Origin of the sequence: Staphylococcus sp. GDY8P131P (assembly GCF_017891975.1) — a bacterium.
GTDB lineage: Bacteria > Bacillota > Bacilli > Staphylococcales > Staphylococcaceae > Staphylococcus > Staphylococcus nepalensis.
In genome coordinates this window covers 136,181-149,175 of the sequence record NZ_JAESKF010000006.1, presented here as the reverse complement: position 1 = coordinate 149,175, position 12,995 = coordinate 136,181, and the positions used below count along the sequence as shown (strand labels likewise).

Sequence of the window (12,995 nt, the reverse complement as noted above, 5' to 3'; positions counted from 1 at the left end):
TTGTGAAATTATTTATTATGGTACAATGCTTCCGAAAGGAAAGGTAATCTATGAAAAATAAACGTAAGTGGACCCTTATCACGACGGTCATTATTATTATTGTTGCAGTAATTATGGCATTACTTTTAAAATTCCAATATGACAGACAAAATACAAGAGAAATAGATGAAAAAGTACAAATCAATAATAAAAATGTGAACGCATTTACAAATATCACTTATGGCACCGGCTTGCCGAATAGCCGACTGGATATATTAACCCCAAATGAATTAGACCAAGATAATAAACTCCCGGTGATTTTTTGGATGCATGGGGGCGGTTTCATCGCTGGAGACAAACAGTACAAAAATCCTTTGTTAGCTAAAATTGCTGAGCAAGGGTATATTGTCGTGAATATCAATTATGCACTTGCGCCGGATTTTAAATATCCTATGCAACTACAACAAATTGATCAAGCAGTAAGTTTTATTAAAAGAAATAAACATGAATTACCGATTGATTTTGATCAAGTTATTTTTGGTGGAGATTCTGCTGGTGCACAATTGTCGAGTCAATATGCCGCGATCCAAACAAATGAATCATTAAGAGAAGATATGGAATTTAAACAACAATTTGAGCCTGACCAACTTAAAGCAGCAATCTTTTTTGGTGGATTCTTTGATATGAAAACAGTTAGGGCAACAGAGTTTCCGAGAATTCAATTGTTTATGGAAAGTTATACTGGTAAACGAAATTGGGAACAACAATTTAAATATATTAGTGAAATGTCTACCATAAACCAAGTTACTGAAGATTATCCGCCCACATTTTTATCTGTTGGTGATGCCGATCCGTTTTATAGTCAAAATATTAATTTTTATAAAAAATTAAAAGCAACAGACGTACCGGTCGACAAATTGTTTTATGATGGTACACATAAATTAAGACATCAATATCAATTTCATATGGAATTGCCAGAGTCACAACAAAATATGAAAGACGTGTTAGCATTTCTAAGTAGAAACACAACATCATCAGGTGTCGAAACTGAATTTAACGCAGAACAGACTAACCCTAATGGCGTTGAACTAAATCCATACTAAAGTAATGTAGTATAACATCATGCCTATATACATTTACCAAAAAAGCACCCCATTTTAATGGAGGTGCTTTTTTTGATATGAAAAGTTTAATTTTGGTTGTGCATTTTTCGGCCGAATCGTGGATATTCAAAACGACTCGCAAACAATTATTTTCAGAAGATAAGTAACAATCAGCTATAAAAAGCATATCATTATTTAGTCAGTACCCTAAGCATTATTATTACTTCAATAATGATAAGCGCATCAATGCTAAGAAATAATTGTTAACACCCAGTTACTTTCACACTATAACACTAGCTTATCAAAATAGATTAATGCACACTTTTTAATATTTATATGCTTATTTAAAGTGATTATGAAGTATTATAAATAGAACTTTGTATAATATACTTATACCTTTAAAACATCATAACTAAAAAATCATTATTTTATATTAAACTGTAGATAACTAAAAAAATATAAATATATTAAAATTATGATTGTATTGTGTCTTATAAAAAAATAGAGTATACTCATAGTGAAAGGAGGGGAGCGTTATGAAATCATTAATGGATCTTTTTTCTTTGAATGAGGTAAATATATGGATTTTTAAATTTGGTAGAAGAGGTAAAAGATGGTATTTCTAAGCAAAATAAGTGGTAGTTAAAGACTAAGATATTAATAAAATTTTAAATTAATATCTTAGTCTTTTCCATTCTGAGGCTAGGAGCTAATAATGAAAAAATTTGAAAGTGTTTTATCATCAAGCGCGTTAATTATGATTGTAGGTGTTTTTTTTAATGTATGTATAATGTTTATTACGTTTTTCAACGACAGTGTATTTTCACGTATATACTTAATGTCTTTTGTGGTGTGTTTTTTATTATCTTTTATACTTTTACCGCTTTTATTAATTAACCGTTTTTTAGGCAAACCTATAAAACACCTTTTGAACCATGTATTTGACTGGAAAAGAACAGTAATATTATTTCCGATAGTCTTCTTATTATCATTATACTTAGCTGGCAAAGCAGCAACAATAGAATATTTTATAGTCGCTTTCGGTGAAGAATTTTTATTCCGACATTTAATATTAATGATACTGATGTCTGCTTTTAATAAAAAATGGAGTTTTATTATAGGTTCTTTAATGTTTGCTTTAATTTTACATTTAAATGGGAATTTTTTAATAAATTTGCTGACGAAGTTTCCAATAAGTCTTTTATTGTATTATCTATATCATAAATATAAATTACAGGATGCTATTTTTCTTCATTGGTTATATAACGTGTTTGTATATAGATTTTCTTAAAAGTGGAGGTTTTAAAATTGAATGCAAAATATAAAAGTATTTTAATTTCATTCGTTTTAAATATTGTATGTTCTATAATGATGTCAATTATAAATATTAATTTAGGTTTGATAGTAATGCTATTAGGTATTATCATAATTCCAATTATGATAAATATGATTTCTATATGTTTTAGTAAAACTAAATATACTATATCACTCATATTTATTATGAGTATTTTTAACCTAATCTATTACGTGATATCTGCTAAATCAATTATGCATAACCCTGTTTTTTATGATATAGCTTCAAAATATGCTTATGAAAAAGACGGATTTTATACTAGTATGAATACGAATCTGTTATCACTCTCCCAATTAACATTTCTTTTTTTACTGTACTTTGTTCTAAGTTATTTACTGGCTAAACTATTTACGAAAAGAGGGAGCAAAGATGTTAAAAATAGATCATATTTATAAAAAGTTTAAAAATGATAATGTCATGATTTTGGATAATATAAATTTAACTGTTAATGAAGGAGAAATAGTGGGTCTACTAGGTAAAAATGGTGCTGGCAAAACAACTTTAATGAAAATAATCGCTAAAACTAAAAAACCAACTTCAGGTCATATTTATATTGATAAAATAGATATTTTTAAACACGACAATATATTAAAAAATGTTGGAATTATGATTGATACTGTTTATTATGAGCATTTAACAGCTGAAAGGAACTTATTATACTTTTTAAAGGTAAATAATCAAACGCAATACATAGATAATATTCATAATATATTAAAATTAGTGGGTCTATTAGATACTAAAAATAAAAAAGTTAAAGATTTTTCTTTTGGTATGAAACAAAGACTCTCGTTAGCAATGTGTTTATTAACTGAGCCTAAATTAGCAATTATGGATGAACCTTTCGTAGGATTAGATCCTAATGGCGTGAAAATATTGATAAGCTCACTTAAAAATTGGGTTAAAAACAAGCGTATTTCTCTTTTAATATCAAGTCACCAATTAAATGAACTAGAAGAAGTATGTGATAGGTTTGTCATGTTAAAAGAAGGCAAGCTGCATAGTATAGAATTAGATAAACATGTTTCGTTTAAAATAGTACTTAATAAAAATGTTACACAAGCAGACACGCTTTCATATATAGAATTTTTCCCAATAATTAATAAAATAGAAGATAATATTATTTATATTAATAAAGAGGGAGATGACTATAATGGTTTAATGCAAAAGATACTCGAAAAATATAATTTAGTAAGCATAGAAAATACTGAAGAAGATTTATATCACATTTTCAATCATTTTGAAAATAAAGGAGATGATTAAATGTTATTTAGAAATATTTTCTTGAATATATCATCCCGTACATCTGCTAAAATTTTTTTCGCTATCGCTTTATATCCGTTACTCTATTTAATCACTTTATTTCTACCAACTAATTTTATGCAAGTTGGTGGCGTCAACAATGGATTGTCTGGTTTAGATTTTTATTGTGGCATATTATTGGCGCAATCTCAATTCGCCATACCCTTAATCATGATGTCTTATTTTGTTAGTTTACTATTTTACGAAGAATACAGTAGCGGTAAATTAATTTTTTACAAAGATATTAAACGTACAAAACTGCTTAACACTAAACTATTTACTTTGATTACTATATACACTATTTATTTCTTTATACTGTTTATAGTCTCGGAAGTACTCTATTTTACTTTTATTAAAAATTTCAACTACGCTTCTGGGATGTTTTTGCCTACTGAAACAGAGGATATGTATTCTGATATTTTAAGTATTTTTGGCATTTTTGGTATTTCATTTATCGCTATATGTTTTGCAGTATTATTATCTATGAAGTTTTCAACTGGTTTTACTATATTAGGTGTTATTTTATTATTTATGTTTATATCAATTGCGCCATTAATTCATGGCCTCCATTATCTTTTCCCTAATGGTTTCACAGATGCTAACAGCCTCAAAGTATTTTTATCACAATTTATTATTATATTAATTATGTCTATCGCTTATTGTTTAATTCTTTATGCTGCTAGTTTAATTTTATTTAAAAGAATTGAATATTGATTGTGGTCATTTTTGTTTAAACTAACTAACCAAGGCAAGATTTCTGGTTTTCACAGATATCTTGCTTTTAATTTACTTGTTTTTTGTATTTTTAACTATATGAGATTAGAAATTTTGGTAACTAAAGCGTTACACTGATTGTAATAGTATTTTATTTAAAATTATTTAATATTGTATGCTTTGCCTCATATTCTATAACTTCATGTTTTAAAGTTGTACACTTGAATTAACTTTAATTGAAATCTATAGTGCACTTTACTACACATAAATAAACACTCCTGAAGTTGAATTTTAGCGTTCAAGTTTAGGAGTGTAGCATAATCATAAGCATATACTTCATTTGGAATACAGGGTAAGGTTTAGTTGATTCATGATATATTATTTGATTTTAGCCATATTAGTCAGACAGCACTTGGAAATGTTAGAGTTGTATTTCACACTTTTCAAAGCATCGAATTTCAACTTACAAAGTTTAGTAATTAAATAAAAGCAGTGTTTTATATCTTAATTCAAAACATGTCATTGTCATTTGGATATTTATAAAAAAAAGATTAAACTATAAATAAGAAAGTTATTTATGTTTTTTTACATTTAAATCGTTAAATTAGTAATTTAGCCATGATATATTTATTATAGTAACGATGATCAATAAATAGTTTATCTTTAAGTTCTCCTTCGATTTGATAATTAGCACTTTTAAATAAATCAACAGCGGTCGTATTTTCAGGAACTACTTCGACTTCGATGCGATGAATATCATGATTTAAACACCACGCTTCGATAGAATTGATTAATGATTGTCCTAATCCTTTTTCGCGATAGTGTCTTATAACACCCATAGAAAAATGTGCTTCATGACGTGTGCGTTCGAAATTTTCTGTAGCGACGATTGCAAAGCCAACGAGTTCGCCATTATTTTCTGCGATATAAATGGCATTAGAAGGGGAAGTAATGTAATGTTCTAAAGTTGCAACCGCGTCTGTATTAGACGGCGCATATTCGCCCGGATTGTATATCAAATAATCAGATTCATCATAGATCGTGCTTAATAGTTTAACGAAAGGTTCTATATCATTGATACCAATTTCTCGAATTTGATGAACCATATATGTCCACTCCTTATTCCTAATTTTTAAACTCAGTTATAGTATAACTTAACATCATTAACTTGAATTTACTAGGGAATATTTAAAATAAGAAAATATACGTTAAAGGATGGAGTATTATGAAACCTAATATACTACTTGCAGGTGTTACAGGCTATATAGGGAAAAATTTAATTCCCTCTATTAAAGACGATGCGGTATTATATACTTTGTCGAAGTACCCTAAGGAAAAAGATTTTAAAGAAATTATTTGGCTAGAAAAAGATATTTATAACTATAATGATGTGTTATCAGCTATGAATGGCATGAATATAGCGATATTTTATTTAGATCCAACGAAACATTCGGCTAAATTGACGCAGGCAGCTGCTAGAGACATGAATTTAATAGCGGCAGATAATTTTGGTAGAGCTGCAGCTAAACAAGGTGTAGGCAAAATAATTTATATTAGTGGTAGCCGTTTTGATACCGAAACAATACAGCGTTTATCAGCTTATGGTACTGAAGTAACACAGACGAAAGCGGAAGTAGCGCGCCCACACGTAGCTGTAGAACTCCAATCATCGAAATATGATGATGTGAGAAGTGCATTGAGTATACAATTACCGATGAATTGGACTTTAAATCAAATGGTAGAATATTATTTTAAATGGTTAGATGAAACGAAAGGTACTTTTTTACATACAGTTCAAAAAGAAGATTATTTTATTATTTATATAAAAAATAAGCATGACCCTTTATTGGTACTTCAGAGGATTGAAACTGATACAGACATGATTACTTTATTGCTCGTAGGTGGTAAAATTGTAAAATCTAATTTCAAAAAGCAAGGAAAGTTAGAATTCCGTAAATTAAAAGGCACACAACAAGTCTTAGTGCATTTATATGATTATATTCCTAAGTTAACTTGGCCAGTTTATTATCTATTTCAATCCCCATTTCAAGGTTTAATGATGAGAGGATTTGAAATCGATTGCCGAATTAAACATTATCAAGTACGTATCAATTCGGGTGAAAAAATAAAATATACAAAATAATTGAGGTGAGTATATGGAGATTTTGTTAGTGGAAGATGATATGACATTATTTAAAGAACTGAGTGAAGAACTAGAACAATGGGATTTTAATGTTAATGGTGTTGAGGACTTTAATCTAGTGATGGATAAATTTAATGAAGTAGATCCAGCAATTGTGATCATGGATATAAAACTACCTAAATATGATGGTTTCTATTGGACACGTAAAATCCGAGAAATATCAAATACACCAATTCTCTTTTTATCTTCTAGAGATAACCCAATGGACCAAGTTATGAGTATGGAATTAGGGGCAGATGATTATGTTCAAAAGCCATTTAATACAAATGTATTAATTGCAAAATTACAAGCTATCTATAGACGTGTTTATCAATTTAGCTTAGATGAAAAAAGAGTAATAACTTGGCAAGAAGCGACACTTGATCTTACAAAAGATAGCATTAGCAGAGAAGATAAGGTGATTTATTTATCTAAAACAGAAATGATTATTTTAGAAATGCTAGTGAAAAAACAAGATACAATTGTCACTAGAGATACTTTGATTACTGCGTTATGGGATGATGAAGCATTTGTGAGTGATAATACGCTGACGGTCAATGTAAATCGTTTAAGAAAAAAATTATCTGATATTGATATGAAGGATGCAATTGAAACTAAAATAGGAAAAGGGTATATGGCCCATGGATAGTATTAAATGGGTATGGATGTTTATACGTTCACGTAAGCATTGGATATTATGGCTACTGTTTTTACAATTTATTTTTTTGGGTATTGCGTACTTAGATTACGATTTAAGTGTAGATAGCATTTTATATATTATCATTTTAAATATAGGGTTAAGTTTTATATTTTTACTGTATACCTATATAAAAGAAGTTAAATTTTTAAAACATTTAGATGAAAATATTGAACCTGAAGCTTTAAAGCATAAATCACTTGCAGATACGCCGTTTCAACAACAAATGGTTGAATATTTGTATAATCAAATTACAACTCAAAAAATGTTAGTAACAAAGCAAAAAAAGCAAATTAAGTCTACTGAAGCTTCACTAACTGATTTTGTGCATGATATTAAAACACCTGTTACTGCTTTAAAGTTATTAATTGAAAAAGAAAATGACGGTACAAGAAAAAGAGCTTTATTATTCGAATGGACACGTATCAACGATATGTTAGATAGACATTTATTTTTAACTAGATTAGAATCACAAAATAAAGATATGTATTATGAACATGTTGATTTAAAACGTTTAGTTATTGATGAAATTCAGATTTCTAGATATATCAGCCAAGCAAAAGGTATAGACTTTGAACTCAATTTCGAAACATCCTACAAGGTGTATACAGATACTAAATGGTGTCGAATGATGATAAGGCAAATTATATCTAATGCAGTCAAATATAGTGAACATAGTACAATCCATATTAATGGAACGTTAATTAAAAATCATGTAGCGTTGAATATAAAAGATGAGGGGAGAGGCATTAGCCAAAAAGATTTGCCAAGAATATTTGATAAAGGTTTTACTTCCACCTCGAATCGTAATGAAACAACGTCTTCTGGTATAGGTTTGTATCTTGTCCAAAATGTAAAAGAAAAATTAGGTATCACAGTCCATATTAATTCAGAAATGCAAAAAGGAACATCAGTCCAATTTATTTTCCCTAACCAAAATGAATTAGTATCCAGATTATCTGAGCATTAATTATTTCAATTTTTAAAATAACCACTTCCAAATATCTAAACTGTGTATTTTTACCCTTAAGTTATAACTAACTTAGAAAACAAATAGAGAGTCTAGGCTATTAGATGTTAAGCTTTTCTATGTAATTGGTAATGATTGCCTGAATTAGAAAGTGTATTTAAAATAAGTTTGAATTAAAATGTAATATTCATAGTGAGTGAGGTAACAAAATCTTTTAAGAAAGTATGATTTTGTTGCTTCTTTTATTTTTTTATTTTGATATTTATAATTGAATAGAAATTGAGAGGTTCGTACCATTTAAAGTTTTAAAAAATGAATCAAAATAGTTGTTGATTATAGATGGAAATTATGCAATTATTGCTATTGTGAGTTTTGATTAACGATGTGTAATATGCAATTGAAACTTTTTATGGAAAAGCAAAATGTAATAGTAGAAATAAGCACATTTTTATTAATTTAACTAAAATGTAATGTTAAGAATTTGTAAATTTAATTGTGAGTTTGTTAAATTTGTGCTATTTTCAAATAAGAGCAAATCAACATTTGTAAGATTTTTTAAACCTAGAAAGCAAAAGTTCATTTACATAATTTTAATAATTGTCAAAATAATGAGCGCATTGTAAATCTTGCCAATCTTAATTTGTCTCTAAAGGAATCTAATTTTTTTAAATTTATTGAAGGTGATTGTAATGGTCACTGTAAATGGAGGATTTTTTGAATGTTTAACAAGAAAAAAGATAAGTTCATGGTGAAACTTGAGGAAATGGTATTCAACTTAGACCGTGCAGCAATTGAATTTGGCAAAATGGATTTTAATACACATTTAGATCTTAAAGCATACTCAGACAATATTAAAACATACGAATCACATGGTGATGAATTAATGCATCAAGTGATTTCAGATTTGAACCAAACATTCATTACACCTATTGAACGTGAGGATATCCTCTCTTTATGTAACGCCATTGACGATGTTTTAGATGCAATAGAAGAAACTTCCGCAATGTTTGAAATGTACTCTATTGAATATACGGATGAATATATGGCTGAATTTGTTGATAATATCCAAAAAGCTATTGCTGAAATGAAATTGGCAGTAGGTTTATTGGTTGATAAGAAACTCTCTCACATGCGTATTCATTCTATTAATATTAAAGAATTTGAAACTAATTGTGACGGTATATTACGTCAGTCTATTAAACATATTTTTAATAGTGAGACAGATCCGATCACACTGATTAAAATCAAAGAAATTTACGAAAGTTTAGAAGAAGTTGCCGATAAATGTCAGGCTGTAGCGAATAACTTTGAAACAATAATAATGAAAAATAGCTAAGGAGTCCTAACTTATGGAATATATTTTGATTATCACAGTAGCTATCGTTATTTTTTCTTTGATATTTGACTTTATCAATGGTTTCCATGATACAGCCAATGCCGTCGCTACTGCTGTTTCAACACGTGCCTTAACTCCTAGAACTGCAATTATTTTAGCGTCTGTTATGAACTTTATTGGTGCGTTAACATTTACTGGAGTTGCAAGTACGATAACAAAAGACATTGTAGACCCATTTAAATTAGAAAATGGGCTTATCGTTGTTTTAGCTGCAATTTTGGCAGCAATTATATGGAATTTAGTGACTTGGTTCTTTGGTATACCTAGCTCATCTTCCCATGCTTTAATCGGATCAATCGCCGGTGCAGCAATTGCTTCACAAGGCTCGTTTGCTGTACTGCACTATCAAGGTTTTACAAAAATTATTGTTGTATTACTTTTATCGCCGATTATTGCTTTTTGTGTTGGTTTTATTATGTATTCAATTGTAAAAGTGGTATTCAAAAATGCTAATCTTACCAAAACGAATCGTAACTTTAGATTTTTCCAAATTTTCACTGCATCGCTACAATCATTTTCACACGGTACAAACGATGCACAAAAATCAATGGGGATTATTACTTTGGCCCTAATAGTAGCAAATATCCAAACAGGGACAAGTACCGAACCACAATTATGGGTAAAAATAGCCTGTGCTACTGCAATGGGCTTAGGTACAGCTGTTGGTGGTTGGAAAATCATCAAAACTGTTGGGGGAAATATCATGAAAATACGTCCAGCGAATGGCGCAGCAGCAGATTTATCGTCTGCATTAACAATATTTGTTGCTTCATCATTACACTTCCCGTTATCAACTACGCATGTTGTATCTTCATCTATTCTAGGTGTCGGTTCATCTAATCGTATCAAAGGTGTTAAGTGGAATACAGCACAACGCATGATTGTAACTTGGGTAATTACATTACCAATTTCTGCGTTAGTAGCAGCAATTATTTACTATGCTATTGATATTTTCTTATAAAACATTTAAAAGGTTATGTTTATATTATTAATCTTAAATTTGAATCGAGGTCGGGACATCAATAACGTCTCGGCCTCGATTAGTATATAAGCAGGATTGTCTCCTTTTTAAACGTTTTTACGAGCGTAGACAATAAAACCCTTTGTAAAAAATGAAAAGAAAATGGTTTGTTTTCATTTTTTACAGTCAAGATGAAAAATAAAAACCACTAAATACTTTATATAAGATTTAGTGGTTTACTTTCATTATTCATTTTCTAAATTTTAACTATATTTTAGTGAATATAGTTATAGCTTGAAGCTTGTGAAGCAGGAATTGTACGGTAATCCACTGTACCTGGCGGCGTATTATAATTCATTTCTGAAATTAAGATGCTGCCATCAGGATTTACTTGCTCTACATACGCGACATGACCAATTGGGCCTTCGTAATTTTGCATAATAGAACCGGCAGTTGGTGTATTATTTACTGTATAGCCATCTGCCGCTGCATTGCTTGCCCAATGATCAGCGTTCCACCAATATGTGCTAATTGGTTTGCCAGTTTCTGCTCTACGATTAAATACGTGCCAAGTACATTGTCCCCAATCATATAAGTTAGCGTCACTAGCTGATGAACTACCAGTATTTGGTGTTTGTGTTGCTCCGTTACCAGAACCACCAGAACCACCAGTACCTGTTCCATTTGGGATTGTAAGCGACTGTCCAGGATGGATTAAATAACCATTTAAATTATTAGCTGACATTAATTCATCTACTGACACGCCGTAATTGCTAGCAATTACATTAAGTGATTCACCAGATTGAACTGTATGTGTTGAACCGCCTGATGTTTGTGAAGAATTGTTTGAACTTGAATCTTGATCACTTCCACCAATTTCGATAACCTGTCCCGGAAATACCATATTGTTATCGAGATTATTGTTTTGTTTAATCTCATCTACGGAAACACCATATTGTTCTGAGATTGACCAAAGTGAATCACCTGATTGTACTGTATGTTGCGTTGACGCTTCAGCTTCATGGTTAGCAATCACTGCTGCTGCACCCGAAGCAGCGGTTACTGCAAATGCAAACTTTTTCAAAAGAACTCCTCCTCACACCTATATACATAACTTTGTTTAAATTAAATATATGAGTTTAATCTTTTCTTTAACTGGATTCACGTTACATATTAACAAAAAATAAGAGGCTTGTGTTTATTGTTATAGAGATGTAATATTATTAACATTTAAAAAAATAGATTATAAAAACCACTAAATACCTTTGTTAGGGAATTGAGGAGACTTTAATTATAAAAAAATGATTTCGAATTTTATTACTTTGTAACATTTGAAAAGACAGTCATTTCAATTAAATTATAAAATGTCCAAAAAAATATATCAGAAATGTTTGATTTTTGGCGGATTAGTGAAAATGATAATAACACATTTAAATAAGAAGTGAAATTTATTAAAGCTGATATGCGTTAATTATGCTGTCTGAATGAGTAAAATAATCAACGTGTAAAACATAAAAACATCTAAGGAGTGAATGCATTGGCTGACTCAGCACAACACGTAAACCACAAGCAACATAAACCAAAACAAGATAAATCTAAAGCACGTGCTTATGGCAAAGTATGGCTGTTCTTTGTTTATTATTGGATTATATTTGGTATCGGTTGTTATTTTGGACAATTTTTACCTATGGAATGGAGAAAACCGCTCTCTATTGTACTGCTAGTATTAGTATTGTTTACAGTTTTAACTAATCGTGCGCGTAAATATGGGCTAGTCATTTCTCACATATATGCTATTGTTGTTGGTTTGCTGTCGTATGCGACATTTACAGCTTATCTGCAAAATTTAGGGACAGAAGTATTCTATAAAAATGTGTTGTTAGCTATAGGAGCATTTATTGCGTTTGGCATTATAGGTTACTTTTTTGTGGGTAATGCATCGAGTATGGGTAAATACTTATTTGTAACATTAGTCGCATTAATTGTTGCGGGCATTATTGGTATGTTTGTAAATAATCCAATTTTTCATACGATCATTACCATAGTTGGTTTGTTACTATTTCTATTATATACATTATATGATTTCAACCGTATGAAACGAGGGCAATATTCGCCGCGTGAAATGGGCTTTAATTTATTCATTAATTTATTACACATTATAAAATACGTACTAAGATTAGCAAATAAATTTAGAAAATAGTAATATTGCATGAAATGATATAAGCTAAGCCTCATATATAAGTGTTACTAATTTAGAAATAAGACATGCAAGCGCTAAACCTTTAAAGAAGCGGCGCTTAAAAAGTGTTTTTAAGGTTTATAAGAAATGGTTTAGATTGA

At 29.8% G+C, this 12,995-nt stretch carries 13 protein-coding genes; 11 read left to right on the top strand and 2 right to left on the bottom strand.

Translation table 11 applies throughout. From position 1 onward, the window contains the following. Positions 1-50 precede the first annotated feature (50 nt). From KA894_RS06300 to KA894_RS06280, 5 genes are all read left to right on the top strand, one after another. Positions 51-1,082, top strand: a complete 1,032-nt coding sequence (locus KA894_RS06300; protein ID WP_103373388.1) for an alpha/beta hydrolase — start codon at positions 51-53, stop codon at positions 1,080-1,082. 715 nt (positions 1,083-1,797) lie between these two features. Continuing rightward, positions 1,798-2,373 carry a CPBP family glutamic-type intramembrane protease gene (locus KA894_RS06295; protein ID WP_103373743.1) on the top strand — a complete coding sequence of 192 codons (576 nt, stop codon included), beginning with the start codon at positions 1,798-1,800 and terminating at the stop codon, positions 2,371-2,373. Between the two features lie 2 nt (positions 2,374-2,375). Further along, complete coding sequence (locus KA894_RS14930; RefSeq protein WP_368656175.1) at positions 2,376-2,831, top strand: Msa family membrane protein; 456 nt, start codon at positions 2,376-2,378, stop codon at positions 2,829-2,831. Continuing rightward, positions 2,806-3,696, top strand: a complete 891-nt coding sequence (locus tag KA894_RS06285; RefSeq protein WP_096810776.1) for an ABC transporter ATP-binding protein — start codon at positions 2,806-2,808, stop codon at positions 3,694-3,696. Before KA894_RS14930 ends, KA894_RS06285 begins: the two co-directional genes overlap by 26 nt. Further along, entirely contained in the window at positions 3,697-4,449 is a 753-nt protein-coding gene (locus KA894_RS06280) for an amino acid transporter (RefSeq protein WP_096810775.1), read from the top strand. A 599-nt stretch (positions 4,450-5,048) separates the two neighbouring features. Here KA894_RS06280 and KA894_RS06275 read toward each other — a convergent pair. After that, positions 5,049-5,555, bottom strand: a complete 507-nt coding sequence (locus KA894_RS06275) for a GNAT family N-acetyltransferase (protein WP_096810774.1) — start codon at positions 5,553-5,555, stop codon at positions 5,049-5,051. A 119-nt stretch (positions 5,556-5,674) separates the two neighbouring features. Here KA894_RS06275 and KA894_RS06270 point away from each other — a divergent pair, with 119 nt between their 5' ends. From KA894_RS06270 to KA894_RS06250, 5 genes are all read left to right on the top strand, one after another. Beyond that, complete coding sequence (locus KA894_RS06270) at positions 5,675-6,592, top strand: Rossmann-fold NAD(P)-binding domain-containing protein (protein ID WP_096810773.1); 918 nt, start codon at positions 5,675-5,677, stop codon at positions 6,590-6,592. A gap of 13 nt (positions 6,593-6,605) precedes the next feature. Beyond that, positions 6,606-7,280, top strand: a complete 675-nt coding sequence (locus KA894_RS06265; protein WP_096810772.1) for a response regulator transcription factor — start codon at positions 6,606-6,608, stop codon at positions 7,278-7,280. Beyond that, positions 7,273-8,298 carry a sensor histidine kinase gene (locus tag KA894_RS06260; RefSeq protein ID WP_096810771.1) on the top strand — a complete coding sequence of 342 codons (1,026 nt, stop codon included), beginning with the start codon at positions 7,273-7,275 and terminating at the stop codon, positions 8,296-8,298. Before KA894_RS06265 ends, KA894_RS06260 begins: the two co-directional genes overlap by 8 nt. 718 nt (positions 8,299-9,016) lie before the next feature. Beyond that, the gene (locus KA894_RS06255) at positions 9,017-9,634 is read left to right on the top strand and encodes a DUF47 domain-containing protein (protein ID WP_096810770.1); all 618 of its coding nucleotides are present in this window, start codon (positions 9,017-9,019) and stop codon (positions 9,632-9,634) included. 13 nt (positions 9,635-9,647) lie between these two features. Next, a complete protein-coding gene (locus KA894_RS06250; RefSeq protein WP_096810769.1) occupies positions 9,648-10,655 on the top strand; it encodes an inorganic phosphate transporter in 1,008 nt (335 codons plus the stop codon). 274 nt (positions 10,656-10,929) lie between these two features. Here KA894_RS06250 and KA894_RS06245 read toward each other — a convergent pair whose 3' ends face one another. After that, entirely contained in the window at positions 10,930-11,739 is an 810-nt protein-coding gene (locus tag KA894_RS06245) for a CHAP domain-containing protein (protein WP_096810768.1), read from the bottom strand. Between the two features lie 453 nt (positions 11,740-12,192). Between KA894_RS06245 and KA894_RS06240 the strand changes: the two genes are divergently transcribed. Beyond that, on the top strand, positions 12,193-12,855 hold the full coding sequence (locus KA894_RS06240) for a Bax inhibitor-1/YccA family protein (RefSeq protein WP_096810767.1): 663 nt from the start codon (positions 12,193-12,195) through the stop codon (positions 12,853-12,855). Positions 12,856-12,995: the final 140 nt, after the last annotated feature.

Coding starts and splice junctions, on each gene's coding strand:
- KA894_RS06265 (WP_096810772.1), top strand. CDS start 6,606: ATGGAGATTTTGTTAGTGGAAGATGATATGACATTATTTAAAGAACTG.
- KA894_RS06285 (WP_096810776.1), top strand. CDS start 2,806: ATGTTAAAAATAGATCATATTTATAAAAAGTTTAAAAATGATAATGTC.
- KA894_RS06250 (WP_096810769.1), top strand. CDS start 9,648: ATGGAATATATTTTGATTATCACAGTAGCTATCGTTATTTTTTCTTTG.
- KA894_RS06295 (WP_103373743.1), top strand. CDS start 1,798: ATGAAAAAATTTGAAAGTGTTTTATCATCAAGCGCGTTAATTATGATT.
- KA894_RS06275 (WP_096810774.1), bottom strand. CDS start 5,555: ATGGTTCATCAAATTCGAGAAATTGGTATCAATGATATAGAACCTTTC.
- KA894_RS06300 (WP_103373388.1), top strand. CDS start 51: ATGAAAAATAAACGTAAGTGGACCCTTATCACGACGGTCATTATTATT.
- KA894_RS06255 (WP_096810770.1), top strand. CDS start 9,017: ATGTTTAACAAGAAAAAAGATAAGTTCATGGTGAAACTTGAGGAAATG.
- KA894_RS06280 (WP_096810775.1), top strand. CDS start 3,697: ATGTTATTTAGAAATATTTTCTTGAATATATCATCCCGTACATCTGCT.
- KA894_RS06270 (WP_096810773.1), top strand. CDS start 5,675: ATGAAACCTAATATACTACTTGCAGGTGTTACAGGCTATATAGGGAAA.
- KA894_RS06260 (WP_096810771.1), top strand. CDS start 7,273: ATGGATAGTATTAAATGGGTATGGATGTTTATACGTTCACGTAAGCAT.